Annotated in this window: 21 protein-coding genes, 2 tRNA genes, 1 other RNA gene and 2 pseudogenes; 16 read left to right on the forward strand and 10 right to left on the reverse strand. The window is 38.9% G+C overall.

Features of this window, described 5'->3' with window-relative positions; genetic code table 11:
- The first annotated feature begins 2 nt into the window (after positions 1–2).
- A complete protein-coding gene (locus tag ACT4_RS07770) occupies positions 3–3,149 on the forward strand; it encodes an efflux RND transporter permease subunit (RefSeq protein ID WP_007481192.1) in 3,147 nt (1,048 codons plus the stop codon).
- 33 nt (positions 3,150–3,182) lie between these two features.
- Positions 3,183–3,548 carry a copper-binding protein gene (locus ACT4_RS07775; protein ID WP_005091401.1) on the forward strand — a complete coding sequence of 122 codons (366 nt, stop codon included), beginning with the start codon at positions 3,183–3,185 and terminating at the stop codon, positions 3,546–3,548.
- A gap of 112 nt (positions 3,549–3,660) precedes the next feature.
- Here the strand turns inward: ACT4_RS07775 and ACT4_RS16905 are convergent.
- Together ACT4_RS16905 and ACT4_RS07780 are read right to left on the reverse strand one after the other, a co-directional pair.
- Positions 3,661–3,951 (reverse strand): annotated as a pseudogene (locus ACT4_RS16905) (integrase); the annotation flags it as partial.
- A 74-nt stretch (positions 3,952–4,025) separates the two neighbouring features.
- Positions 4,026–5,273 carry an integrase arm-type DNA-binding domain-containing protein gene (locus tag ACT4_RS07780; RefSeq protein ID WP_005091398.1) on the reverse strand — a complete coding sequence of 416 codons (1,248 nt, stop codon included), beginning with the start codon at positions 5,271–5,273 and terminating at the stop codon, positions 4,026–4,028.
- Positions 5,274–5,590: 317 nt separating this feature from the next.
- On the opposite strand from ACT4_RS07780, the gene coaD reads away from it, so the two are divergent.
- The 5 genes from coaD to ACT4_RS07800 all read left to right on the forward strand — a co-directional run bounded on the left by coaD (position 5,591) and on the right by ACT4_RS07800 (position 7,195).
- Positions 5,591–6,082 (forward strand): pantetheine-phosphate adenylyltransferase, encoded by a 492-nt coding sequence (gene coaD, locus ACT4_RS07785; protein ID WP_004881118.1) that lies wholly within the window; start codon positions 5,591–5,593, stop codon positions 6,080–6,082.
- 1 nt (position 6,083) lies between these two features.
- On the forward strand, positions 6,084–6,347 hold the full coding sequence (locus ACT4_RS07790; RefSeq protein ID WP_007481195.1) for a YfhL family 4Fe-4S dicluster ferredoxin: 264 nt from the start codon (positions 6,084–6,086) through the stop codon (positions 6,345–6,347).
- Between the two features lie 26 nt (positions 6,348–6,373).
- An RNA gene (rnpB, locus tag ACT4_RS16805) (RNase P RNA component class A) lies at positions 6,374–6,729 on the forward strand.
- A 62-nt stretch (positions 6,730–6,791) separates the two neighbouring features.
- Positions 6,792–6,868, forward strand: a tRNA-Met gene (locus ACT4_RS07795).
- 250 nt (positions 6,869–7,118) lie between these two features.
- A tRNA-Met gene (locus tag ACT4_RS07800) sits at positions 7,119–7,195 on the forward strand.
- Between the two features lie 87 nt (positions 7,196–7,282).
- Here the strand turns inward: ACT4_RS07800 and ACT4_RS07805 are convergent.
- Positions 7,283–8,314 (reverse strand): hypothetical protein, encoded by a 1,032-nt coding sequence (locus ACT4_RS07805; protein ID WP_004881114.1) that lies wholly within the window; start codon positions 8,312–8,314, stop codon positions 7,283–7,285.
- Positions 8,307–9,932: an NAD+ synthase gene (locus ACT4_RS07810; RefSeq protein WP_007481198.1), complete on the reverse strand. Its 1,626-nt coding sequence runs from the start codon at positions 9,930–9,932 to the stop codon at positions 8,307–8,309. The genes ACT4_RS07805 and ACT4_RS07810 overlap by 8 nt, the downstream gene beginning before the upstream one ends.
- Before the next feature lie 847 nt (positions 9,933–10,779).
- On the opposite strand from ACT4_RS07810, the gene ACT4_RS17270 reads away from it, so the two are divergent.
- Positions 10,780–10,941: a hypothetical protein gene (locus ACT4_RS17270; RefSeq protein WP_004881106.1), complete on the forward strand. Its 162-nt coding sequence runs from the start codon at positions 10,780–10,782 to the stop codon at positions 10,939–10,941.
- 56 nt (positions 10,942–10,997) lie between these two features.
- On the opposite strand, the gene ACT4_RS07815 is transcribed toward ACT4_RS17270, so the two are convergent.
- The 3 genes from ACT4_RS07815 to ACT4_RS07825 all read right to left on the reverse strand — a co-directional run bounded on the left by ACT4_RS07815 (position 10,998) and on the right by ACT4_RS07825 (position 13,451).
- Positions 10,998–11,522, reverse strand: a complete 525-nt coding sequence (locus ACT4_RS07815) for a hypothetical protein (protein ID WP_007481202.1) — start codon at positions 11,520–11,522, stop codon at positions 10,998–11,000.
- A 228-nt stretch (positions 11,523–11,750) separates the two neighbouring features.
- Positions 11,751–12,203 carry a protoporphyrinogen oxidase HemJ gene (gene hemJ / locus ACT4_RS07820; RefSeq protein ID WP_007481204.1) on the reverse strand — a complete coding sequence of 151 codons (453 nt, stop codon included), beginning with the start codon at positions 12,201–12,203 and terminating at the stop codon, positions 11,751–11,753.
- Between the two features lie 18 nt (positions 12,204–12,221).
- Complete coding sequence (locus ACT4_RS07825; RefSeq protein WP_004881100.1) at positions 12,222–13,451, reverse strand: beta-ketoacyl synthase N-terminal-like domain-containing protein; 1,230 nt, start codon at positions 13,449–13,451, stop codon at positions 12,222–12,224.
- Between the two features lie 290 nt (positions 13,452–13,741).
- Between ACT4_RS07825 and ACT4_RS07830 the strand changes: the two genes are divergently transcribed.
- From ACT4_RS07830 to rimI, 8 genes and pseudogenes are all read left to right on the forward strand, one after another.
- Complete coding sequence (locus ACT4_RS07830; protein WP_007481206.1) at positions 13,742–15,082, forward strand: EcsC family protein; 1,341 nt, start codon at positions 13,742–13,744, stop codon at positions 15,080–15,082.
- Between the two features lie 170 nt (positions 15,083–15,252).
- A complete protein-coding gene (rpsL, locus tag ACT4_RS07835) occupies positions 15,253–15,627 on the forward strand; it encodes a 30S ribosomal protein S12 (protein ID WP_004638184.1) in 375 nt (124 codons plus the stop codon).
- 160 nt (positions 15,628–15,787) lie between these two features.
- Positions 15,788–16,257 (forward strand): annotated as a pseudogene (rpsG, locus tag ACT4_RS07840) (30S ribosomal protein S7).
- 177 nt (positions 16,258–16,434) lie between these two features.
- Positions 16,435–18,573 (forward strand): elongation factor G, encoded by a 2,139-nt coding sequence (gene fusA / locus ACT4_RS07845; RefSeq protein ID WP_007481211.1) that lies wholly within the window; start codon positions 16,435–16,437, stop codon positions 18,571–18,573.
- A gap of 93 nt (positions 18,574–18,666) precedes the next feature.
- Complete coding sequence (tuf, locus tag ACT4_RS07850) at positions 18,667–19,857, forward strand: elongation factor Tu (protein WP_004876408.1); 1,191 nt, start codon at positions 18,667–18,669, stop codon at positions 19,855–19,857.
- Between the two features lie 200 nt (positions 19,858–20,057).
- Entirely contained in the window at positions 20,058–20,939 is an 882-nt protein-coding gene (locus tag ACT4_RS07855) for a metal-dependent hydrolase (protein WP_007481212.1), read from the forward strand.
- Between the two features lie 213 nt (positions 20,940–21,152).
- On the forward strand, positions 21,153–22,037 hold the full coding sequence (locus tag ACT4_RS07860; RefSeq protein ID WP_004881093.1) for a metal-dependent hydrolase: 885 nt from the start codon (positions 21,153–21,155) through the stop codon (positions 22,035–22,037).
- A gap of 92 nt (positions 22,038–22,129) precedes the next feature.
- Complete coding sequence (gene rimI / locus ACT4_RS07865) at positions 22,130–22,591, forward strand: ribosomal protein S18-alanine N-acetyltransferase (RefSeq protein ID WP_007481213.1); 462 nt, start codon at positions 22,130–22,132, stop codon at positions 22,589–22,591.
- On the opposite strand, the gene ACT4_RS07870 is transcribed toward rimI, so the two are convergent.
- From ACT4_RS07870 to ACT4_RS07880, 3 genes are all read right to left on the reverse strand, one after another.
- Positions 22,577–23,392 (reverse strand): arginyltransferase, encoded by an 816-nt coding sequence (locus ACT4_RS07870; protein ID WP_007481214.1) that lies wholly within the window; start codon positions 23,390–23,392, stop codon positions 22,577–22,579. The two genes, rimI and ACT4_RS07870, sit on opposite strands and share 15 nt — an antisense overlap.
- Before the next feature lie 28 nt (positions 23,393–23,420).
- Positions 23,421–24,152: a leucyl/phenylalanyl-tRNA--protein transferase gene (gene aat, locus ACT4_RS07875; protein ID WP_034604771.1), complete on the reverse strand. Its 732-nt coding sequence runs from the start codon at positions 24,150–24,152 to the stop codon at positions 23,421–23,423.
- Between the two features lie 86 nt (positions 24,153–24,238).
- Positions 24,239–25,795: a class I SAM-dependent methyltransferase gene (locus ACT4_RS07880; protein ID WP_007481218.1), complete on the reverse strand. Its 1,557-nt coding sequence runs from the start codon at positions 25,793–25,795 to the stop codon at positions 24,239–24,241.
- Between the last annotated feature and the right edge of the window lie 96 nt (positions 25,796–25,891).

The following is a 25,891-nucleotide window of genomic DNA, read 5'->3' on the forward strand; positions in this document are numbered from 1 at the left end:
TTATGATCTCTCGTATTATTCGTTTTTCAATTGCGAATCGCATATTTGTTTTGTTGGCAGCTTTAGTTTTGGCAGCTTGGGGAACTTGGGCTGTAAAGAATACACCGGTTGATGCTTTGCCAGATTTGTCTGATGTACAAGTGATTGTCCGAACTAATTTTCCCGGTCAGGCACCACAAATTGTTGAAAATCAGGTGACCTATCCTTTAACAACAACCATGTTATCGGTGCCCGGTGTTAAAACTGTTCGCGGTTATTCTTTTTTTGGTGATTCATTTGTATATGTCATTTTTGATGAACATACCGATCTTTATTGGGCCCGTTCTCGTGTATTGGAATACCTAAACCAGATTCAGGGAAAAATGCCTGCGAATGCAAAATCGTCGTTAGGACCCGATGCTACTGGAGTTGGCTGGGTTTATGAATATGCATTAGTTGATCCAACAGGACAACATGACCTTGCACAACTGAGAAGCATACAAGACTGGTTTTTAAAGTATGAACTAAAGACATTACCTAATGTGGCTGAAGTTGCCACGATTGGGGGCATGGTTAAGCAATATCAAGTTGTCTTAGACCCAAGCAAAATGGCGGCTTTAGGTGTTACACAAAACAATGTCATTGAGGCGATTCAAAAGGCTAATCAGGAAACTGGTGGTTCAGTCCTTGAAATGGCTGAAACGGAATATATGGTACGAGCTTCTGGTTATTTAAAAACTTTAGATGATTTTCGCCAGATTCCACTACGAACAAATAGTTTGGGTGTTCCTGTTTCTTTAGGTGATGTTGCAACAATTCAACTCGGACCGGAAATGCGTCGTGGTATCACTGAGCTGAATGGACAAGGTGAAACTGTTGGTGGTGTTGTGATTTTACGGGCTGGTAAGAATGCACGTGAAACGATTACTGCTGTGAAAGCGAAACTGGCTGAATTGCAACAAAGTTTACCGAAAGGAGTGCAGGTTGTTCCTGTATATGATCGCAGTAAACTGATTGATCGGGCAGTCGAGAATCTCAGTCATAAATTAATTGAAGAATTTATTGTCGTGGCTTTAGTCTGTGGACTTTTCCTCTGGCATTTACGATCAGCAATGGTAGCTATTGTTTCTTTACCACTTGGGATTTTGTCGGCTTTCTTAGTCATGTACTATCAGGGCCTAAATGCCAATATCATGTCACTGGGGGGGATTGCCATTGCTATTGGCGCTATGGTTGATGCAGCGGTTGTGATGATTGAAAATGCACATAAGCATATAGAGACTTGGCAGCATGAACATCCCAATCAAGTATTAGAAACTCAAGCACGCTGGAATATTATTGCCCGTTCCGCCAGTGAAGTTGGTCCTGCTTTATTTTTCTGCTTACTTATCATTACATTATCTTTTATTCCTATTTTTACTTTACAGGCGCAAGAAGGACGTTTGTTCTCGCCTCTGGCGTTTACCAAAACCTATGCCATGGCAGCGGCAGCTGGTTTATCCATTACCCTGATTCCTGTTTTGATGGGTTATTGGATCCGCGGGAAATTACCCTCAGAACAGCGTAATCCATTGAACCGTTTCCTCATCAAAATATACCGACCTATGTTGGATCAGGTTTTAGCTCATCCAAAGACCACTTTATTTGGTGCGTTGCTAATTTTCCTTATTAGTCTTTTACCTTTAACTCGATTAGGTGGAGAATTTCTACCGAATATGGATGAAGGTGATTTACTGTATATGCCTTCAGCTTTACCAGGATTGTCCGCAGCTAAGGCCTCAGAACTGTTACAGCAAACAGATCGAATGATTAAAACGGTTCCAGAAGTTGCGACAGTATTTGGTAAAGCAGGGAGAGCTGAGTCAGCAACAGACCCTGCGCCTTTAGTAATGTTTGAAACCACGATTCAGTTCAAACCACGGTCTGAATGGCGCTCAGGTATGACACCTGACAAATTAGTAAAAGAACTGGATGAAGCAGTTCAAGTACCGGGTTTAACGAATATTTGGGTGCCACCTATTCGTAACCGGATTGATATGTTGGCAACTGGGGTGAAAAGTCCAATCGGGATTAAGATTTCAGCAAATGATCTGCAAGATATTGATCGGGTAGCACAGCAAATTGAACAAGTGGCTAAACAGGTGCCCGGAGTTAGCTCGGCTTTGGCTGAACGACTCACAGGTGGTCGATATGTTGATGTCGATATTAACCGTATGCAGGCTGCACGATATGGCCTCAATATCAACGATGTGCAGCAAATTGTATCATCTGCGATTGGCGGGGAAAATATTGGTGAAACTGTTGAGGGATTAGCAAGATATCCTATTAATGTACGTTATCCACGAGAGATTCGAGACTCATTGGAAGCTTTGAGAAATTTACCGATTGTAACTGAATCTGGACAACAAATTGTATTAAGTAGTGTTGCCAATATTCAAATTACAGATGGCCCTCCAATGCTAAAAAGTGAGAATGCTCGCCCAAGCGGTTGGGTTTATGTAGACGTACAGGGACGTGACTTAGCTTCGGTTGTGCAAGATTTGAAGCAGTCTATTGATCAAAAAGTAAAACGCTCCTCTGCCATGAGCATTAGCTATACAGGGCAATTTGAGTTTATGGAACGTGCTAATGCGCGTTTAAAAGTCATCATTCCAATTACATTGATGATTATTTTTCTACTGCTCTATTTGATTTTTAGACAAGTACAAGATGCAGTTCTGATTATGGCAACGCTACCTTTTGCTTTGATTGGTGGTATATGGGCCATGTATTTGAGCGGTTTTCACTTTTCAGTTGCGATTGCAGTTGGTTTTATCGCACTTGCAGGTGTTGCTGCTGAGTTTGGTGTAGTCATGTTGTTCTATTTGAAGCAAGCAGTTGAACATGCACAGCAAAACCTATCTTCTTCAACGACATCCTTAACGGAGCAACAACTCAATGATGCAATCCGAACAGGAGCAGTACTACGCGTTCGTCCTAAAGCCATGACGGTTGCCGTCATTTTGGCAGGCTTAATTCCTATACTTTTAGGGACTGGGACAGGTTCTGAATTGATGAGCCGTATTGCTTTACCTATGGTTGGGGGCATGATTTCAGCTCCTCTACTGTCAATGTTTGTTATCCCGGCTGTATATCAGCTTTTAATCAAAAGAAAACTATCAACACATTGATCGTTTTATTATTTCGTCTAAAGAGGTTTTATTATGTTGAAATTCATGAAAATTATTGCTCTTGTTACCACTATTGCTGCATTAAGCGCATGTAGTAAAAATGAAGCATCAGAGCAGAAGAAAGCAGACGCACCTATGGAGCAGATGAATAAGGAGTCTTCTACCGCTACAACGGCTCAAGCCGTTGGGGTGATTACTGCTATTGATACGAATGAAAATATTTTAACACTCGACCATGAAGCAATTCCTGCGATTAATTGGCCAGCAATGAAGATGGGCTTTAAAGTTGCTGACCCATCCTTATTAAATGGTTTAACTGTAGGAGATAAAGTTGACTTTGAATTAAAAGCAGATGGTGAAATTTACACAATCGTAAGTGTTAAACCAGAAAACAAGTAATGTCAAAAGTATAACTAATATCAAGAGTACAGAGCCTGTAAAAAAATCTGTGTAATTCCCTTTAAAACGAATGCTTCAGCCATCTAAGGCTGAAGCATTCGTTTTATGATGTCTAGTTAAAGTGTGTACAACAGAATTCAGTCCAATCAGCCATTAAACCTTTACGTTTTTCAAGGTACCCTCCACGTAAGTAAGAAGCTTCAACTTCATCGGGAAGTTTATGGGCAAGTACATGCTCACAAACTTCCCGTGAATAATCCGTTTTATCGGCTGACCAATCACGGAATGTAGAGTGGAAACCATGTGTCGTGATCACTCTGTTTTGTTTTGGATCTATCTAGCCTAAGCCATTTTGTTTATACATGTATTTTATAAATGTAGTCACAGACATATCCGAAAGCAAATATCGGTAACTGTCAGCTTAGGTTTGAGCTAATACAAATTATTTAAAATCTCCAGTCAGCCAATATCCTAACTTCATACGCATTTATTTTTTTCATTTATATTCTCTTCAGTCTTCCAACTGTCAACAATGTCAGCCCAATCTTGCATCATTTTCCGTCTTTGTTTTAGATGCTTAGAATGATTATAAGAGGCTTTAGTTTTATTAGATTCAGCATGTGCTAATTGTTTCTCTATCCACGCTTCTTCATAATCTTTTTCATATAGTAAGGTTGATGCTGTGGCTCTAAAATCATGAGTAGTTACATCTTTAAGACCGATATACTCCAACATGCTATTTAAAGTTGATGGTGAAAGCATCCCGCTACTCTTTTTGCTAAAAATAGCAGGGAACACCAAAATGCTATCACCTGATATTTCATACTGCTGCCGCAAAACCTTATATGCCTGATCTGAAATTGGCAATACATGGATTCTAGCTTTCTTCATCACTTCTATTGGAAATGTAATTAATCTTGATTCAAAGTCTACCCATGACCATTGCATCTTCCTGATTTCTACAGCACGTAGCATTGTGTATAAGAGGATAAAGCCTGCATTCTTTACAGTTTGTGTGCCATTGTATTTAGGTAGGCTTGTTCTAGCTTTATATCGTTCTTCTTTCGTTAATGCTCTTGCATGATTGACACGAGGACGTTTAATTACATCACGTACTGCATAAGTAGGATCATTCTCAGCACGAAGCGTTGCTATAGCATATCGAATAACCCCCCCAACAAATCTTCTGTTCTCAAGTGCCGCAGAAGCACCAGTAAATCTTCCATTTGATTCTTTTACAACACGTTCTACAGTGTTATCAAGTATTTTAAGCACATCTGCTGATGTTACCTCGTTTATATTCTTCTTCCCAATAACAGGTGAAATATCTTTTTCTAAAGCAATATCAAACTTCCCTTGATATGTTTCGGACTTTGAACACATTCGTTTCAGTTTAAATTCAGCAGCAATTGAATCAAAGGTATTAGTTGTTTCAGCTAATGCCTGAGCTCTAATATTTTTTCGATCTTCAACAGGATGTATGCCTTTTGCTAGCTTTGCTCTCATTTGGTCTTTTAAAGAACGAGCCTCGGCTAAACTAATAGCAGGGTATTCCCCCAAGCTCATTGATGATTCTTTACCCTGAAAAACAAATTTAAATCGCCATACCTTAGCACCAGTCGGTCTAATCTCTATATATAGTCGATCAGAGTCTAGTAGTCTATATAATTTATCTTTTGGTTTTAGACTCTTAATTTTGACATCAGAAAGTTTTGTAGTAGCCATTGAGAGTATTTTGAATGAAATGTTACCCGTATTATTACCCGTTTTTATAAGGAATTAAAAGATACTAAAAAGAACTAATAAGAATAGTATTTATTTTATTTCAAATACTTATGATCATTAAAAGAACTGTAAGGAATTATAAAAAACATTAACCATTATTATTTTTTACTACTGTTGCTTTCGCCATAATTTAAACTTCCACAATTGCGCTTATTGTGCCGTAAAACGCAATCTTTTTCCATCATTTAGGAATTTAGCGTTTATGCTTAACTTTTGTTAAAATATGCACCTTATCTCATAGACGCAGAGTACAACGCATGTCTAAAACACGTGTGATTTATCCGGGGACATTTGATCCAATTACCAATGGTCATGTTGATTTGGTTGCTAGAGCATCAAAAATGTTTGATGAGGTTGTTGTAGCAATTGCGATTGGACACCATAAAAATCCAGTGTTTAGCTTAGAAGAGCGTGTAGAGTTAGCAAAAGCATCATTGAGTCATTTATCTAATGTGGAATTTGTGGGCTTTGATGGTTTGTTGGTAAATTTCTTTCGTGAACAACGTGCAACAGCAGTATTACGTGGTTTAAGAGCAATTTCTGATTTTGAATATGAGTTTCAGTTGGCAAACATGAACCGTCAACTTGATCCACAGTTTGAATCTGTATTTTTAACTCCATCGGAGCAATTTTCTTTTATTTCATCAACGTTAGTAAGAGAAATTGCGCGATTGAAAGGTGATGTGACTAAATTTGTTCCAGCCATTGTGGTTGAAGCATTTGAACGTAAGCATCAACAAGGCTGGTAAAGTGTCATTATATATTACAGATGAATGCATTAACTGTGATGTCTGTGAGCCTGTGTGCCCTAATGAAGCTATTTATATGGGTGAGCTGATCTATGAAATAAATCCTGCGCTTTGTACAGAGTGCGTAGGACATCATGATCAGCCTCAGTGTCAGTTGTTTTGCCCGGTAGATTGTATTCCTCTTGATCCTCAGCATGTGGAATCACAAGATGAATTGATGGCAAAGTATAAAAAGCTCACGGTACAAAAAAATGCGAGCAATTAATTTTAATTTTTGATAAGATGCGCCTCGAAGTGGGCTGGACGGTCGCTGCTGTGGAGGTCTCCGTGACTGAAGCAGGGGAGGAAAGTCCGGGCTTCATAGGGCAAGGTGCCAGGTAACGCCTGGGCGGCGAAAGCCGACGGCAAGTGCAGCAGAGAGTAGACCGCCTCATTCGTGAGGTAAGGGTGAAAGGGTGCGGTAAGAGCGCACCGCGTGTCTGGTAACAGTTCACGGCAAGGTAAACCCCACCAGAAGCAAGACCAAATAGGAATCCTGAGGCACGGCCCGTGCTGGATTCGGGTAGGTCGCTTGAGCGTATGAGTGATTGTGCGCCTAGAGGAATGATCGTCCTCGACAGAACCCGGCTTATAGGCTCACTTCTAAGATTTTTTGAAAATTGTGCTTGACGTGTGTAGCGAAAGTTAAGATAATGCGCCCACAGTTTTCGGCTATGTAGCTCAGTTGGTTAGAGCACCGCACTCATAATGCGGGGGTCACAAGTTCAAGTCTCGTCATAGCCACCATTTTATAGACCACGCTCCTGCGTGGTCTCTTTTTATCTGCTGTTTTTTAAAAACAACTTTTTTATTTTTCTGATTGAATTTTTAACAAATCATTTTGACATTTTCATTAAATTTTTAATTTAGCTGTAAATTAGTTGAAAAATGATCAAATACAATTTAAAAGAATAAAAACTGTTCATATGTCCTATATTTTCAATGCCATAGGCTTGACCTGTAGGGTGGAACACTAGATAATGCGCTCACAGTTTACGGCTATGTAGCTCAGTTGGTTAGAGCACCGCACTCATAATGCGGGGGTCACAAGTTCAAGTCTCGTCATAGCCACCATTTTATAGACCACGCTCCTGCGTGGTTTCTTTTTATCTATAATTCTTATAAAAAAAGCCAAAGGTTACTTTGGCTTAAGAACAGATCTTATAAATGTTTTTCTATCGTCGCTAACGTTTGGCTGTTTTCATAGAACGGCTTTAAAATTAACGTGATGATAGGCTCTAATACTTCATGTTCATCTAAAGCGACTACCACTTTAGGGTAGAACCGAACAGCCTCATTTTGAAGATCACTTTCTTCTAGTCCAATTGCAGCAAAAACATCTGCTAAGCTTTCATCTTTGTAGAAATCATAAAAGACTTTAACGCCGTATAAAATTAAGTCCTGAATATAAGAAGATTCGCGTAGTTCTTTCCAGTATTCGTAGATCATCACGAAAAATTCTTCAACATCAAGCGGGGTTACTTGCTTGGTGTATTCAGAGAGTGGTTTTGATTTATTATCATCCCAAACATTGCGAGCGAGTGTCTCTAAATCATCATTTGAAAGTAAGCTGAGATCTACTAACTGCTCTTGAATGAAGCGAGCAATACTATCTTCAATTTTTTGTTCGATACGTTGTTGTTGGCGATGAGAGAATGTTTTTAGTTTCTGTTGCCATTCATATTTACTAGAAGAAACTCTGTCTTCATCAGATTGCGAGAATAATTTTGGTAATTTATTCTGTAATGTTGTTGTTGCAATATATTGGCACAACTGCTGAATAGATGGGCTTTCTCTCAGGAAGTGATTCAAATAGTGGCGAATATTTTCTAGTTCTAGAAACTTCGATAACCACATTTCAAACTGTTGGTCTGAAAATAAGTCTTGTAACTCTGCTGATGACTGTAAAGAAAAAACATGCAATCGTTGAGCGATTTCACCAATAAATTCTAATAGCCCTGCACCCAACTGCATTTCAAATGCATAGCGTTTGACGACTGCTTGAATTTGTTCGAGTTCGACAACTTCATTCAGTTGAATATTGGGTGCGTGCTGCAAAAAAAGTTGAATGAACTGCTGAAAAAATTCAGCGGAAAGTTCAGTTGTAAGTTGTTTTTTATAAAATGCAACTTGCTCAAGCATAAGTGCTTGAGCAAGTAATTGTGACTTTTCAGAAACAATTTTTTCAGTCATTCGCTGTCCATCCATTGACGATAGGGTAGCGTCGTTCACGACTGAACGCACGCGAACTAATGCGTGGCCCAATTGCGCCCTGACGACGCTTGTATTCATTGCGATCAACCAAACGAATCACTTTCTCTACGACTGCCGCTTCGTAGCCTTTAGCAATAATGTCTGCTTGACTAAGGTCTTCTTCAATATATGCATATAAGATTGCGTCTAATACGTCATATGCAGGTAAAGAGTCTTGGTCTTTTTGATCAGGACGTAATTCCGCTGAAGGTGGGCGAGTAATCACACGCTCAGGAATAACAGGAGTTTCGTCTAAAGTGTTGCGATATTTAGCTAATTCAAACACGATAGTTTTGTAGACATCTTTTAATACAGAGAAACCACCAACCATATCGCCATATAAAGTACAGTAACCAACTGAAATTTCAGATTTGTTTCCTGTAGAGAGCACAAGATTACCGAATTTATTTGATAATCCCATCAGTAAGGTGCCGCGTGTACGGGCTTGTAAGTTTTCTTCTGTTGCATCTGCTGGGCTATTTCCAAAGAATGGATAAAGCGTTTGCATGAAGCTATTTACAATCGGATGAATTTCGGCGATGCCAAACGTCACACCCATACGACGTGCTTGTTCAGTTGCATCTTCGACACTCATTTGTGATGTGTAAGTGTACGGCATCATCACAGCCTGAACTTTATCAGCGCCAATCGCATCGACTGCAATTGCAAGCGTTAATGCTGAGTCAATACCGCCAGATAAACCCAAGATGACACCAGGAAATCCTGAACGTTGAACATAATCACGAGTCGCTAGAACTAGTGCTTGATAAATTTCAGCGAAAGTTTCTAAAGCTGGCGCTGTTTCAGACGTTTTAAATTGTTTTTGTTCTGCATCGTACTCTGCAATATAAAGGTCTTCTTTAAAGCTTGGTGCTTGTAAAGCAGCTTGACCATTCTTATTGCAGACAAAGCTCGATCCATCAAAAATTAAGTCATCTTGTCCGCCAACTTGGTTAACGTAAATAACATTAAGACTTAATTGTTTAGCAAGCTCATTTAATGTTTGAATTCGATGTTGTGGCTTGCCAACTTCATATGGTGATGCATTTAAAACTAATACTGTTTCTACATTCAGCTGACTTAATTGTTTAACTGTATTGAGAGACCAAACATCTTCGCATATTAGTACACCAAATTTATGTCCAAGGTATTCGAAAATTAAATGTTGATGACCATCTTGGAAATAACGTTTTTCATCAAAAACGCTATAGTTTGGCAAGTTGTGTTTATTATAAATGCCCAAAACTTGACCATCTTTCATGACGGCAGCAGAGTTGTAACGATGACCATCTTCAGTTTGGTGCACAAAACCAAACACCATTAAAATATCTTTTACTTCGCTTAATTGGGCGAACGCTTTTTGGGTGCGTTTTTGTAAATTAGGGCGGAGTAATAAATCTTCTGCTGGGTAACCGATGGTAGAAAGTTCAGGGAAGATGACCAAATCAGCCTTTTGTTGTTTCGCTAGATTTGCTTGTTCAACCATCTTTTGAGTATTTGCGTCAATATTGCCAATATGCGGAGAGAACTGAGCAAGGGCAACTTTAAAATTTTTCATTCAAACCTAATCCTGAGTTTTAACTAGTGCTGACATACAAGGTTTTGATTTATATAGGTATAGTTTTAAAAACGCTTGTATATCATGGTGTCAAACATTCTATATCTTAAAGAAAAATGACAAGTTTACTAATATATACTAAATGCACATTTTTCTGCGTAAAAATAACAAGTTTTTCTGTATAAAACAGCAACATTTCTCAATGTTTGCGTTTTTATGGTGCATGATTGTGAATAAATTTAATATAGCTATAAAAAGATTTTTTTCATGTCAATTTCGCATATAGAAATGACAGCTAAATGACATCATAGAAATCATTCTTTCGTATGATTTCTATCTTGATTTGAAAAAAATGCGAAAATTTAGAGTTTCTCTAAAATATAAATGATTCAAATATATAATTTTATTGAGTTGTACCTTTTTTGACCGTTCGTCGGGAATCTATTTGCTACACTTGAGTGTACATTTGTGCACTGCTATTATCCTAATTAATGTGAACATATGTACACTGTGATTTAAATTAAGTATGTAGCGATACATGCTCAGAAAAACAAAGAGGTATTCACTATGTCAGTTGTATTATTTCCAGTTATCGCATTTGGTTTAGCTGTAGTTGTTGGTCGTGTAGGCACGATTATTTTAAATGATGGCGATCAGCAAGCTTAAGCTAGCAGATCACATCTACTATCCAGTTACAAGTGAGGTGAAATATATGTCTATTTTATTAATATTAGCTGTTGCATCTGGCTTAGCCATTACTGTTGGTCGTGTAGGTACAGTAATGCTTCGTGAGAATGAGAACTAAGTTTTATTCACTCAATAAGCATTTTGAAGAGAGGTTGATGATATGACTTTGATGCTTGTGTATTTTGTAATTGCTTTAGGATTAGCAATTGGTGCGGGACGTATGAGCACAATCGTTATGGATGCAATGCGTGTAGATTTTACGACTGAAATGGATGATAGTCATGAACTCAACTCTGAAACTCAAAAAAGTACTGCTATGTAATACATGTTGTAGTTCTTTTACTTAAAAGCTCTGTAAATTAAATTTATAGAGCTTTTTTATTTCCCAAGAATAATGTTTGGAATCTTATTTAAAAAAATGTCTCGGGCAACGTCTCCTTGTTGTTCAATATTGTAGTCCGAGAAAGCTTTTCCCTGAATAAAATGATAATGGTAGGGATTGTATTTTTTTAAACTCAAATAATAGCCTAATTGTAAGATTGCGCCTTTTAGAATGACATTGGTCTGTTGCTGAAACTGTAAGATATGTGCCATTTCATGAATAAAAACTCCTTGTAAGTTGGTTGAACAACTTGAGTAGTCAGAACGGAAATATTTGGGATGAACAAATAGATTTCCATTTGGTGCAATAAAAATGTTTTCTGGTTGCCAAGGTAGGTACGGGATGTTAAAAATTTTGACTTCTTTGTAGTTAATTAAATGACCAAAGACTGAACGTGCCATTTCAATTTCACCTGTAGTCAATTGACGATATTGAAATTGATCTATTTTTAGATAAATGATTAAGCTGGAAATGAATCGAGCATTTAATCTGTTTAAATAGTGCTGAGATGGTTTGATCATCAGAATTTGATATATGAAAAAACTTAAATATCTATTCTAAAATAGAATATTTGTTAGATAGTTGTTTTTTGGTATTTAGGCAATTTAATGGTTTTTGGATATTTGAAAACAAGAAAATGGCCTAGTTTGAGCTAAGAGTGTATTAATTATTTGTAATATTTAGTATGAATACGAAAAATGCTGTACAAGCATATAAGCAAAGTACAGCATCCGAGAAGATTCGCTCATTTAAAACTGAGGTTTTACGACCACAAGAATGACCACTGCAAATAGGATCAGTGTTGGCATTTCATTAAAGAAGCGCCAAAACTTATGTGATTTGTAGTGAGCATTACCAATCAGCTTTTTACGGTAATAACCACATACAAAATGGTAGATCACTAGTAAGCCAACCAAGCCTACTTTGAGATAAAACCATAATGCATCGTGGTAATGTCGAGTTGCATCACCCCAATCAACTAGAAAGTGAGCAGTAATTAATGTGGCAATCATGGATGGCCACATAATCCCTCGATATAACTTACGTTCCATTACTTCAAAGCGTTGATGGCTTAGAGCATCTTCACTCATGGCGTGGTAAACAAAAAGACGTGGTAAGTAGAACAACGCAGCGAACCAACAAACCACGGCAATAATATGTAATGCTTTTACCCACAAGAAAGCATCAGAAGGTGCATCCATCGATAATCCTAGGTGGGATTATGCATCCCACTTCTTGAAAATAAGGCAAGCGTTAACACCGCCAAAGCCAAAACTGTTACTCATCACAGTATTCAGTTTTGCATCACGTTTTTCAAGTACAATATCGAAACCTTGAGCACCTTCATCAAGTTCAGTCACATTGATGTTTGGAGCGATAAAGTCATTTTGCATCATTAATACAGAATAAATCGCTTCTTGAACGCCTGCTGCACCTAAGCTATGACCTGTCATTGATTTTGTTGAACTTAATGCAGGAACTTTGCCTTCACCAAATGCGCGCTCCATTGCTTTTAATTCAGTTACATCGCCAGCAGGGGTAGATGTACCATGCGTATTTACATAATCAACTTTTTCTACACCATGTTGTTTCGCTTCGTCTAATGCCATAAGGATACAACGTGTAGCACCTTCACCTGATGGTGCAACCATATCGGCACCATCACTATTCGCAGCATAAGCAACGACTTCAGCTAAGATATTTGCACCACGTGCTTGAGCATGTTCTAGTGATTCTAAAACCACAAAACCACCGCCGCCTGCGATGACAAATCCATCACGGTCTGCTGAGTATGGGCGAGATGCGGTTTCAGGAGAGTCATTATATTTAGAACATAAAGCACCCATCGCATCAAATAGTAAGCTTTGAGACCAATGGTCTTCTTCACCACCACCTGCAAGCATTAAATCTTGCTTACCAAGTTGAATGAGGTTAAAAGCGTATCCAATAGCATCTGCTGAAGTTGCGCATGCACTGGTAATAGAGTGCGCGATCCCTTGAAGTTTTAAAGCGACGCCAACGTTTGCAGTAATCGTATTACTCATATTACGTGGAACGAAGAAAGGACCGACTTTACGTGCGCCTTTTTCCTCAAGAAGCTTTACCATTTCAGTCACTGATGCAGTTGAGTTACCACCAGAACCGCCAGCAATACCATAACGTGGATTATGGGCTAAATCTTCTTGTTTAAGACCTGCGTTTTCCACTGCTGCGATAGCTGCATTATATGCATACATCGCGCATACGCCCATAAAGCGCTTAAGTTTACGATCAATACCGTCAAAGTCTTGTACTGCTGCAGCACTTACATGGCTTTTGAAGTTAAGTTCTGCATAAGTTGGGTTAAAACGTGTTCCAGAGATTCCATTTTTTAGAGAATGAGTAACCTCTTCTAAAGAGTTACCGATACATGAGTTAATGCCCATACCAGTGATTACAACACGTTTCATTTACAGTTCCCTTTTATGGTAATACGAAGCCTTTGTAGTTATCGCTATGAATACAACTCAGGAGAATATAACGATTAAAATGGCTTTTGAGTGAATGACACCATGATAGCAGAAAGGTTTTTTATTTCTTATGGCAAATTTTATGCCTATTTCCAGTTGTGTAAATATTGGTAAACATAAGTGATGTTGTGACGAAACGTAATGAAAGAATACAGATAAAAGTTGAGATAAATCTGCATTCAACCTAGTATTTACCTAGAAATGCACAGATTACAGAGCAGAGGTTCTTGATGGCAAAATCTAAAAACAAGCAAACTTCAGGTTTATTTGCACAAGCCTTTGGAGTGGCTAAAAAGCTCAGTTCCGAATTACAAAAACTTCAAGTAGCTCCAACCACATCTGGTGCTGAACTTGCGAATGCATCACAGATTGTGGAGGGGAAAGCTCGTCTTAAAAGCCCATTTGAGGTGGAGAGTTATGAAAGTCCACAACATATGCTTCGTCAACAGTTACCTAAATTGTCCCATCAATTACTTGGTCGTCATTATGGTCGTGTAAATAATGTAGCGACCTTTGTTTCACCTGATCTTGGTGAAAAAGTTTCTGACTATTTATTCCAATGGCTAAATGAGTTCAGTTCAAATAGCTCTTTAACTGAGAAAATTCTTGAGGAGGCTGGAGTCAAAGACATTGCTGAGTTGACGCGTGATACAGGTCGCTCACAACGTTTAAGTCAAGCATTGATTGAGCAAAATAAATTATTAGCTGCTGCTCAAGGTTTGGTAACAGGTGCGACAGGAGTGTGGGGTGCTGCTGTTGATATTCCAGCATCTATTGTTTTGGCATTGAGAACCATCTATCAAACGGGGCGTTCTCATGGCTTTGACTTATCTGAAGATGCAGACCAAGAGATTGTTGCTTTTGTTTTTAAAGAAATTGATTTGGGGCTTGTTGCTGAAAAGCAAACATTATTACTCGCTCTTAAAGCATTAAAATCAATGTTAGAAACACATGACTTACAGCAATTTCAGCAATTGATGGGTTCAAATAATGACATTGAGCTTATTAAGAAATGGCTGGTCGATGAAGAAGGGCAGTTTAAGTGGGGGTGGCTCAATCATATTCCACAAGTTTCTGTTATAGGCCGGTTAACACCAGTTGCAGGAGCTGCCTTAGGTGGTTTTTATAGTTGGAAGCTTTTAGAAGATGTTGGACATAAATCGCAGTCTATTTTTGGCGCTGCACGTTTCTATTTAAATGAGCATCCAGATGAAAATATTTCTCCATTAGAGGCTTATTTAAAGGCTGAAGCTTTATTGAAAAAAGCAAGTCCAAGACTTTTAAATGCTGAGAATGTAAACAATGCATCGCAAAGTAACGCTCAGAATGAGGTGATCACTCAGGTAGAGGTTCAAGTAAAAACCCAATCTACGAGTGAGGAATCTAAGCTTGATGATGTTGAGTTAGGGATTGAACAACTCGCTGAAAAGCATGTGGTTGAACATGAACATACGAAACAACAGCCTGCTTTAAGCGATGCAGAAGAGCAACAAGTTTTGACTGAAAAAGCAGAACTTGTCACTGAACAAAAGACGATAGATATTGAGCCAGCGTCGAACAAACACAGCTAATTTATTTCAGGATATGTAATACATATTGAAAATTAACAAAACTCTAGGAATGGTCAGCATTTGCTATGCATCGCAATGTTGACCATTTTTACTTCTTGACTTACAATTATGTGCCCTTGAAAAGAGGTGTTTTTCTTTTTGAGGTTGTTTAATAACGGGAGAATTGCCAAATGGCAACAACAAATCAGTTGATCCGTAAGGGTCGTACAACTTTGATTGAAAAATCAAAAGTTCCTGCGTTGAAGGCTTGTCCACAACGTCGTGGTGTATGTACACGTGTATATACGACTACACCTAAAAAACCTAACTCAGCAATGCGTAAAGTTTGCCGTGTTCGCTTAACTTCAGGTTTTGAAGTATCTAGCTACATCGGTGGTGAAGGTCATAACTTACAAGAGCACAGTGTTGTTCTTATCCGTGGTGGTCGTGTTAAAGACTTACCAGGTGTACGTTACCATACCGTTCGTGGTTCTTTAGACTGTGCTGGCGTGAAAGATCGTAACCAGTCACGTTCTAAATACGGTGCTAAACGTCCTAAGAAGTAATTCTAGGAAACTAGCCCAAGCAACCCTTTAGCGTTTCGCTTGTTTGAATTCTTCATAGATTTGTAATTCAAGCGACGTATAGTAAGGCCAGCGTCATGTACACGACACTTAGTACAACTGCTGGATCATCCTGAAGTGTCATATTATTAGGTGTATTAAAATGCCAAGACGTCGCGTAGTCGCTGCTCGTGAGATCCTTCCAGATCCAAAATTTAGCAGCCAAACAATCGCTAAATTCATGAACCACGTAATGCAAGATGGTAAAAAATCTGTTGCTGAAGGTATCGTTTACGGTGCTCTAGAACGTGTTCAAGAAAAAACAAAGTAGACCCAGTTGAATTTTTCGAGACTACTCTTGAAAAAGTTCGTCCTATGGTTGAAGTAAAAGCACGCCGTGTTGGTGGTGCTACTTATCAAGTACCTATGGAAGTACGCCCATCCCGTCGTACTGCTTTAGCTATGCGTTGGTTAGTAGATGCTGCTGCTAAGCGTTCTGAAAAAACGATGGCTTTACGTCTTGCTGGTGAGTTGCTTGATGCAGCTGAAGGTAAAGGTGCAGCGATCAAAAAACGTGAAGACGTGCATCGTATGGCTGAAGCCAACAAAGCCTTCTCTCACTACCGTTTCTAAGCGGATAAAACAGTCCCTAATCAGGAGAATATTCATGCGTACAGCAGCTCGATTCAACATCGCTCTTTATCAAAGTGGGAGCTTTGCGGGTATTTAAGTTGCCTGCTTGGATATTCGTGCGCATCAATTTAATTGGTGCGTCCTGTTTTAAATATAACATTTAGGAATGTAGACATCATGGCTCGCCAAACCCCTATTACTCGTTACCGTAACATCGGTATTTCTGCGCACATTGACGCAGGTAAAACAACTACAACTGAACGTATCTTGTTCTACACAGGTGTATCTCACAAAATTGGTGAAGTACACGACGGTGCAGCAACAATGGACTGGATGGAACAAGAACAAGAGCGTGGTATTACAATTACCTCTGCTGCGACGACTTGTTTCTGGTCTGGTATGGCTAACCAATTCCAACAACACCGTATCAACGTAATTGATACACCGGGACACGTTGACTTCACAATCGAAGTTGAACGTTCAATGCGTGTTCTTGACGGTGCGTGCATGGTTTACTGTGCAGTTGGTGGTGTACAGCCTCAGTCTGAAACTGTATGGCGTCAAGCGAACAAATATAAAGTGCCTCGTTTAGCATTCGTGAACAAGATGGACCGTACAGGTGCAAACTTCTTCCGTGCTGTTGAACAAGTTAAAACTCGTTTAGGTGGTAACCCTGTTCCTATCGTTGTGCCAATTGGTGCAGAAGATACGTTTGCAGGTGTTGTTGACCTTATCGAGATGAAAGCGATTATCTGGGATGAAGCATCTCAAGGTATGAAGTTTGAATACGGCGATATTCCAGCTGACCTCGTTGATACGGCTAACGAATGGCGTACTAAGATGGTTGAAGCTGCTGCTGAAGCTTCAGAAGAGTTGATGGACAAGTACCTTGAAGAAGGTGATCTTTCTAAAGAAGAGATCATTGCTGGTTTACGTGCTCGTACATTAGCATCTGAAATTCAAGTAATGCTTTGTGGTTCTGCGTTCAAAAACAAAGGTGTTCAACGTATGTTGGATGCTGTAATTGAATTCTTACCATCACCTACAGAAGTTAAAGCAATCGAAGGTATCCTTGACGACAAAGACGAAACTAAAGCGTCTCGTGAAGCATCTGACGAAGCTCCGTTCTCTGCGCTTGCGTTCAAAATTATGAACGACAAATTCGTAGGTAACTTAACATTCGTACGTGTTTACTCTGGTGTTCTTAAACAAGGTGATCCAGTTTATAACCCAGTTAAATCTAAGCGTGAGCGTATCGGTCGTATCGTGCAAATGCATGCGAACGAACGTCAAGATCTTGATGAAATCCGTGCAGGTGATATCGCAGCGTGTGTAGGTCTTAAAGACGTTACAACTGGTGATACATTATGTGATGAGAAAAACATCATTACACTTGAGCGTATGGAATTCCCAGAGCCAGTAATTTCATTGGCTGTTGAACCAAAAACTAAAGCTGACCAAGAAAAAATGTCTATCGCTTTAGGTCGTTTGGCTAAAGAAGATCCATCGTTCCGCGTTCGTACAGATGAAGAATCTGGTCAAACGATTATTGCGGGTATGGGTGAACTTCACCTTGACATCATCGTTGACCGTATGAAGCGTGAATTCGGTGTTGAAGCGAATATCGGTAAACCAATGGTTGCTTATCGTGAAACGATCAAGAAAACTATTGAGCAAGAAGGTAAATTCGTTCGTCAAACAGGTGGTAAAGGTAAATTCGGTCATGTATATGTTCGTTTAGAACCACTTGACGTTGAAGCTGCTGGTAAAGAATACGAATTCGCTGAAGAAGTTGTAGGTGGTGTAGTACCTAAAGAATTCTTCGGTGCGGTTGATAAAGGTATTCAAGAACGTATGAAGAACGGTGTCTTGGCTGGTTACCCAGTTGTAGGCGTTAAAGCAGTTCTTTTCGACGGTTCTTACCATGATGTCGACTCTGATGAATTGTCGTTCAAAATGGCTGGTTCATACGCTTTCCGTGACGGTTTCATGAAAGCTGATCCTATCCTTCTTGAACCAATCATGAAAGTTGAAGTTGAAACTCCAGAAGATTACATGGGCGATATCATGGGTGACTTAAACCGTCGTCGTGGTATGGTTCAAGGTATGGACGATCTTCCTGGTGGAACGAAAGCAATTAAAGCTGAAGTACCACTTGCTGAGATGTTTGGTTACGCGACTCAAATGCGTTCTATGTCTCAAGGTCGTGCGACTTACTCTATGGAATTCGCTAAATACGCTGAAACTCCACGTAACGTGGCTGAAGGCATCATCGCTAAGTTCCAAGCTGGCGGTAAAAAAGGTGACGACGAGTAATCTTTCGATTACTATATTACCCAACTAAAATTTAGTTAAAAAACCAAGTGCTCATGGGCGACCCTCATGAGCAGTTTATAAAGGAAGATCATCATGGCTAAAGCCAAGTTTGAACGTAATAAACCACACGTAAACGTGGGTACAATTGGTCACGTTGACCATGGTAAAACAACTTTAACTGCTGCGATTGCAACTATCTGTGCAAAAACTTACGGCGGTGAAGCTAAAGATTACGCAGCTATCGACTCTGCACCAGAAGAAAAAGCACGTGGTATTACAATTAATACTTCACACGTAGAATACGATTCTCCAACTCGTCACTACGCTCACGTAGACTGCCCGGGCCACGCCGATTATGTTAAAAACATGATTACTGGTGCTGCTCAGATGGACGGCGCGATCCTTGTATGTGCTGCGACTGATGGTCCAATGCCACAAACTCGTGAACACATCCTTCTTTCTCGTCAGGTTGGTGTACCTTACATTCTTGTATTCCTTAACAAGTGTGACCTTGTTGACGATGAAGAATTACTTGAATTAGTAGAAATGGAAGTTCGTGAACTTCTTTCTACTTACGACTTCCCTGGTGATGACACTCCAGTTATCCGTGGTTCTGCTCTTGCTGCGCTTAATGGCGACGCTGGTCAGTATGGTGAGTCTTCAGTTCTTGCTCTTGTTGAAGCGCTTGACTCTTACATCCCAGAACCAGAACGAGCTATCGACAAAGCATTCTTAATGCCAATCGAAGATGTATTCTCAATCTCTGGTCGTGGTACTGTAGTAACAGGCCGTGTAGAGTCTGGTATCGTTAAAGTAGGCGAAGAAGTTGAAATCGTTGGTATCAAAGATACAGTTAAAACAACTGTAACTGGCGTAGAAATGTTCCGTAAACTTCTTGACGAAGGTCGTGCGGGCGAGAACTGTGGTGTTCTTCTACGTGGTACTAAGCGTGAAGACGTACAACGTGGTCAAGTACTTGCTAAACCAGGTTCAATCAAGCCACACACTAAATTCGACGCAGAAGTATATGTACTTTCTAAAGAAGAAGGTGGTCGTCATACTCCATTCCTTAACGGTTACCGTCCACAGTTCTACTTCCGTACAACTGACGTAACTGGCGCAATCAAGTTACAAGACGGCGTTGAAATGGTAATGCCAGGTGACAACGTTGAAATGTCAGTAGAATTAATCCACCCAATCGCAATGGACCCAGGTCTGCGTTTTGCGATCCGTGAAGGTGGTCGTACTGTAGGTGCTGGTGTTGTTGCTAAAGTAACTGCATAAGCCTCTAAGGTAATAAAAAAACACCCCATCGGGGTGTTTTTTATGTCTATTGTTTGACAATTTGTCTGTAAGAGTGTCCTAAACTGATACTTAGCTGTCCTAAACTGCACTTAATTGATACGCATAAAACCGTAATATAAAACTCAAGAAAATGAACAAAAGTATCTAAGTGGAGAAATTCCACAGAAGGAGTGGGCAGCATGAATGCTAAAGTAAATATTTCAAATCGTGCAGGTGCGAGTTTTCCAGTACGTCGTATGAACTTTGATTTCGATCAAGTACCAGAGTACTGGATGGACGGTTCAGCTGGTCTTACACACTTTATGACAGCATTGTCAGCACTATTCCCTGACGGTGAAAAATTATTTATCGATGCTGTACGTGCTGTACGTTATTACCCAGCAATTAAAGATAATGCAGAATTACAAAAAGAAATTAGTGCATTTATTGGTCAAGAAGCAATGCACACCCAAGAGCATGTAAATTTCAATGCTTCTGCGCAAAAATATGGTCATGATGTACGTTCTTTGGAACAGATTACTGGACGCTATATCCAATTTGCATTGAATAATTTTTCAAAAATCGTAAAACCTTTTGGTATGACGCGTGAAATGGTCGACCTAACAGCAACGACAGCATTAGAGCATTTTACTGCGACGATTGCCTCAGAATTATTGCGCAACAAGCATATCCAAGATTTGATGACAGATGACACAATGTCGTATATGTGGTTCTGGCATGCCGTTGAAGAAAATGAGCATAAAGCAGTTGCTTATGATGTATACGAGGGCGTATTTGGAACTGGGCTTAAGGCATATAGCTTAAGAACGACTGCACTTGTATTCGCGATGGCTCTAATTTTTATCTTACAGTCTTATTTTACCTTACGCTTATTACAACAAGATAAAAAGCTAAATCTAAAAGAGTTAGGGATGATCTATAAGTATGGTTATAGTCCTTCTAAAGGGATCATTACAGGTATGGCAGGTGAAATGTTGGCATATTTTAAACCGCGCTTTCATCCAAATGATTTAGATACAGTTCAACTATTAAAAGACTGGAAAGCTAAACTTGGTTTTTAAGTTGTGAACGCGTTTAAAAACTAATTGTTAAAAAAGGAGCAAGCATGTGCTCCTTTTTTTATGCGTTAAAACAACGCTTTTTATAATAATTAGATGTCCTAAGATGATGCTTTTATGACCTTATTTGCACTTATTTCACGCATAGAAAAGGGCGTATAAATAGAAGATAGATGAATTTTTAAAATAAATAAGTATCTTTAAGGAGAAGAAGGTATGAATGCTAAAGTCAATATTTCAAACCGAGCTGGTGCTAGTTTCCCTGTACGAAGAATGGATTTTGAGTTTGGTGAAGTACCTCGCTACTGGGCAAATGGTGATGCTGCTTTAACGCATTTTATGACCGCTTTGTCAGCACTATTTCCTGAAGGGGAACAATTCTTCGTAAATAGTACGAGAGCAGTGCGAAATGATCCAAAACTTGCGGATCCAAGATTACAAAGAGAAATTAGTGCCTTTATTGGTCAAGAAGCGATGCATTCAAAAGAGCATTTGGCGTTTAATGCCTCAGCCGAAGCTTATGGATATGGTGTGCGCAAAATGGAAGATCAAACAGGACGACTAATTAATCGTGCTGTGGGTATTACCTCTAAGCTTTTAAAACCATTTGGCTTTACTAAAGAAATGATTGGCTTAACGGGCACATGTGCACTAGAACATTTTACTTCTACGATTGCCGAGGAATTACTGAGTAATCCAGATATTCAGTCGATGTTCATGGATGAAACCATGTATCACTTATGGATGTGGCATGCAGTTGAGGAAAATGAACATAAAGCAGTCGCTTTTGATGTTTATGAAGCGATGTATGGGCAGGGTGCGAAAGCTTATTTCATGCGATCATTAGCATTGGTTATTGCAATGGGTTTAATCTTTATTACTCAGTCATACTTCACTGCGAAATTATTGCAAACTGATGGCAAACTTACATGGCGTGATACCAAGTATATGATTAATTTTATGTATGGTTATAAAGGTTTTATGACACGCCAAATCCCAACGTTACTTTCATTTTTGAGACCGAAGTTTCATCCAAATGATGATGACACTACAGCACTTTTGAATAAGTGGCGCGCTGAATTGGGATTTAATGCAAATTAATATAGGTGGGCAATGAAAGTTGCCCATTTTTTTGTTCTCATTTTGCTTTAAATTGCTGATAATCTGCATCAATGATTTATAGGTGCGATATTGTGATTCGATTGATGCAGGAAAAAGATTTGGATAATGTTGCGGCAATTGAGCGTCTTGTGCAAACGCATCCTTGGTCTAAACAACAGTTTCAAGAATCTTTAGAATCTTATCAATGCACAGTGTATGAGCATAATCATCAGGTTGTCGGGTTTTGTATTTTGCAGCCTGTGCTTGATGAAGCAAATCTATTATTGATGGCGATTCATCCTAATCAGCAAGGAAAGGGTTTGGGTTATGAATTACTGGATTATTCAATTCAACAATTAAAAAATAATCCGATTCAAATATTTTTAGAAGTACGCGAAAGTAATACTGCTGCGATTCATTTATACGAAAAAGCAGGATTTCATCAAATTGATTTACGCAAAAACTATTATCCAAACTCAGATGGCACAAAAGAGCATGCTGTGATTATGGTCAAAACATGCACTGATGATTTTGCAGCGTTATTTAATAATTAAATTATTCCACTCAGAGGGCAATGTGCTCATCAAAGAGTTTCCGAGTTGATGGATTTCTTTTTCTGAAAGTGGACGATTGAGTCTTCGCCATTGTCCATCAAGTAATAACTCAAGTGGTGTATATTGCGATTTATAATTCATTTTGGATGAATGTGGCACCCAATAGCCCAGATATAAATACTCTAGATTTAGCGTTTTAACATATTCAATTTGCTTGAGAATTGCAAAAACACCTAAAGAACGACGTTGTTCATCTGGATCAAAGAAAGTATAAACAGCTGAAAGCCCATCATCCATCAAATCACACGTTGAAACTGCAATTAATTTTTCATTTTCCCAAAGCTCAATGAAGAAACTTTCAGTACAACTGTGGACTAAGAATTTCTCAAATTGGTCGAGACTTGCAGGATACATATCACCATCGGCATGGCGTTCATTGATATAGCGTTCATACAAATCATAATGTTCTTGAGTAGCCTTTGATGTTGGCAAGATACTCATTTTTAAATCTTGATTACGTCGCCAAGCTTTTTTTTGGCTACTATTCATGTGGAATTCTTGTACAGGTACTCGGCACGATAAACATTGACGACATAGATGACATTCGGGGCGATAAACAAAGTCTCCACTACGTCGGAAACCAACACGCGATAGCTCAGATAATGTCACCACATCAATGCGATGAATCGGGTCTAAAAATACCATTCGCGCAGACTTGTTTTCGAGATAGCTACAGTCATGTGGTGGCGTAATATAATACTGTAAGTCATTTAAAAGGGACTTGGGTTGGTATGATTTCATTAATCTGTCCCTCCAAGGCGTTAATCCATTAACCGTTTAATTTTGCACAAAGTGCTATTGTTTTACTTGAAAATACACGTTCTTGATAATTTTTCCAATTGATAGAGGGGGCAATAATTACATCTTGTAACGATTTTAGGTAGGCTTGGCGAGAAAGTGTACTAGCACCAAGGCTTATCAGATGCTCATTCACTAATTGACAGTCGATCCAAGGGAGCTGATTTTCTTGGCCTATTAACATTAGAGTATAAAATGCCATTTTAGAGACATCGGTTTCGGTACTAAACATGGATTCACCAAAACAGCCTTTGCCGATGGTGACACCATATAGGCCGCCTACCAGTTTATCTTGCTGCCAGACTTCGACACTATATGCATAGCCTGCTGCAAATAAGGCAGTATAACCTTCAATAATATCTTCACTAATCCATGTTTCATCTGCATAACTACGGGGCAAAGAACAAGATCGGATGACATCCTCAAATGCATGATTAATCGTAATGTGATAATCATATTTCTTCATGTTACGAATTAGAGACTTGCTTGGTTTATAAGCTTTAGGATCAATAATGCAGCGTGGTTCAGGGCTCCACCAACAAATCGGCTCATCTTGGTTAAACCACGGGAAAAGTCCATGTGTATAGGCTTCAAATAGTGTTGAAGGGGAGAGGTCTGCACCGATGCAAATAAAACCATGGCCTTCGGGATCTGCTTCAAGAGGATCTGGAAAAATATATTGTGAGGTAGGGAGTTGTTGCATAGTACGAAAATTCAATAGGACTGATTCTAAGCTAACTGAACTAACATAGAATGGCAATCAACCTCGATCGCCATTCCAGCATTGAATTATTCAAATAGACGAAGTTGTTTGGCTATGTCCAACTTCTTGCTATCTAAAAAATATTGCGCCTTTTCTTGGATAATGGTGAGGCTTTCATTTTTGTCAGCGACTGCATTTCCTTTTTTGTCTAATACCAACCATCCAAGTTGATGAATAACATCTTGAACGTAATAAGCAAAATCAGTGGCGGTATTCAGCCCATCAATGAAATGTGCACGATAAAATAATTGATGGAAATGTTCGGTCGGAATACCGATACCCGTTAATGGACTAATGAGAGCACCATAATTTTGATGGAAGCTTGCTTGACTGAGTAAATAATGGTTTAGCTTATGGCAACGCTGCAAAACTTGATCATTAGGTGCTAAGTTTTGGCAAGGTTGAGCTAAGCCTAAATGACAGAGAATGACGAGAGCATTTAAGATTTGGGCATAATTTAATTGCTTAAGGCCTTGTTCTAGTTCAGCAATCGTAATTGCCTCATAGTTTCTTTCAGCAAACATTTTACCTATAGGAAGATAAATTTCTTCGATTAAATTAAAGGTTCCTAATAAACCATTAATGCTTGTCGGAAGTTGCTCTTTAGCTGTCAATAAAACAAAAGCAGTTTTACGAAGTTTTTCTTGAGCTTGTAGTGGTGTTAAGTTGTTTTTTCCTCGAATAAACAGATCGCGGCGAAATTGAGTATTGGCGAAGTAATCACGACATTGTTCTTTAAAAATAGGGTGCTCAATTGCATTTAAGAATGCTTGATGTTGCTCTGAAAAGTTAATGTTGTCTAAATGCGTATTCAAGTCCGTAGAACCAGCATAAGAAAGTTTGATTTCATCTAAAATCCTGACCACTTGCTGAAAAGAAAAGCATTGCCAATCTTGGTTTAAATATTCATGGATAAGATAATTGGGATTTTGTTGTTTTAGATCTACGACTTTTTGTACGGCATTTGGATTGCGCTGGGCGAAAATAGGATTTTGCTGTAATAGATTTTCGCTGAAATTAAGCGCCTCATTGACCTTTTGCAGTGGGTTGGTACTTTTACTATTAAATTTAAAATGACTATGAAATAGTTCTCGAATAGGCATGTTCGCGGCCCATCCAGTAACGCAGTTATAGCTGATATAAACGATGCCATTTGGCTTTAGAAATTTACGAATAAACTTCAAAATGATGTGCTGGTTTTCATAGCTAATCCAACTCCAGATACCATGCAAACTGATTGAGTCAAACATGGGTAAGTCATGTCGGTTAAGCAGTTCTTCAAAGCTATCATCATAAAAATAATGTTCGGTCTTGCTCTGTTCCGCTAGTTGATTGGCATGTGCTGCATGTGCTGGATTAAAGTCCGTACCATAAAAGTTTGCAATGTTACTAGCAGCATGAATATTAATACTGACTCCTTGTCCAAAGCCTAACTCACAATGTGTTTGATTCTCTTGGAAATCTGGGCTTTCAATTCCATTGAGTAATAAACAGAACTTTTGAAAATTGGGGCTGAGATCTCGATAATATCCGTAGGTATAATTAACTTCAGTTTGATAACCATTGGTCCAAGTTGTTGTCATTTATGTGTTCCAATTTTTTGTTTAAAAATGCATCATTTTTTTGATTATGCTTAATTTAATAAAAAAAGCCACCATATCGGTGGCTTTTTTACTTTT

The organism is Acinetobacter sp. NBRC 100985 (assembly GCF_000241225.1).
GTDB classification, from domain to species: domain Bacteria; phylum Pseudomonadota; class Gammaproteobacteria; order Pseudomonadales; family Moraxellaceae; genus Acinetobacter; species Acinetobacter venetianus.

What these genes read in the sequence shown, in the direction of transcription:
- ACT4_RS07805 (WP_004881114.1), bottom strand. Translation starts at nt 8,314, where the DNA reads ATGACTGAAAAAATTGTTTCTGAAAAGTCACAATTACTTGCTCAAGCA.
- ACT4_RS07775 (WP_005091401.1), top strand. Translation starts at nt 3,183, where the DNA reads ATGTTGAAATTCATGAAAATTATTGCTCTTGTTACCACTATTGCTGCA.
- ACT4_RS07860 (WP_004881093.1), top strand. Translation starts at nt 21,153, where the DNA reads ATGAATGCTAAAGTCAATATTTCAAACCGAGCTGGTGCTAGTTTCCCT.
- ACT4_RS07870 (WP_007481214.1), bottom strand. Translation starts at nt 23,392, where the DNA reads ATGAAATCATACCAACCCAAGTCCCTTTTAAATGACTTACAGTATTAT.
- ACT4_RS07880 (WP_007481218.1), bottom strand. Translation starts at nt 25,795, where the DNA reads ATGACAACAACTTGGACCAATGGTTATCAAACTGAAGTTAATTATACC.
- tuf (WP_004876408.1), top strand. Translation starts at nt 18,667, where the DNA reads ATGGCTAAAGCCAAGTTTGAACGTAATAAACCACACGTAAACGTGGGT.
- hemJ (WP_007481204.1), bottom strand. Translation starts at nt 12,203, where the DNA reads ATGGATGCACCTTCTGATGCTTTCTTGTGGGTAAAAGCATTACATATT.
- ACT4_RS17270 (WP_004881106.1), top strand. Translation starts at nt 10,780, where the DNA reads ATGACTTTGATGCTTGTGTATTTTGTAATTGCTTTAGGATTAGCAATT.
- rpsL (WP_004638184.1), top strand. Translation starts at nt 15,253, where the DNA reads ATGGCAACAACAAATCAGTTGATCCGTAAGGGTCGTACAACTTTGATT.
- ACT4_RS07770 (WP_007481192.1), top strand. Translation starts at nt 3, where the DNA reads ATGATCTCTCGTATTATTCGTTTTTCAATTGCGAATCGCATATTTGTT.
- ACT4_RS07855 (WP_007481212.1), top strand. Translation starts at nt 20,058, where the DNA reads ATGAATGCTAAAGTAAATATTTCAAATCGTGCAGGTGCGAGTTTTCCA.
- ACT4_RS07780 (WP_005091398.1), bottom strand. Translation starts at nt 5,273, where the DNA reads ATGGCTACTACAAAACTTTCTGATGTCAAAATTAAGAGTCTAAAACCA.
- ACT4_RS07825 (WP_004881100.1), bottom strand. Translation starts at nt 13,451, where the DNA reads ATGAAACGTGTTGTAATCACTGGTATGGGCATTAACTCATGTATCGGT.
- fusA (WP_007481211.1), top strand. Translation starts at nt 16,435, where the DNA reads ATGGCTCGCCAAACCCCTATTACTCGTTACCGTAACATCGGTATTTCT.
- coaD (WP_004881118.1), top strand. Translation starts at nt 5,591, where the DNA reads ATGTCTAAAACACGTGTGATTTATCCGGGGACATTTGATCCAATTACC.
- ACT4_RS07815 (WP_007481202.1), bottom strand. Translation starts at nt 11,522, where the DNA reads ATGATCAAACCATCTCAGCACTATTTAAACAGATTAAATGCTCGATTC.
- ACT4_RS07810 (WP_007481198.1), bottom strand. Translation starts at nt 9,932, where the DNA reads ATGAAAAATTTTAAAGTTGCCCTTGCTCAGTTCTCTCCGCATATTGGC.
- aat (WP_034604771.1), bottom strand. Translation starts at nt 24,152, where the DNA reads ATGCAACAACTCCCTACCTCACAATATATTTTTCCAGATCCTCTTGAA.
- ACT4_RS07830 (WP_007481206.1), top strand. Translation starts at nt 13,742, where the DNA reads ATGGCAAAATCTAAAAACAAGCAAACTTCAGGTTTATTTGCACAAGCC.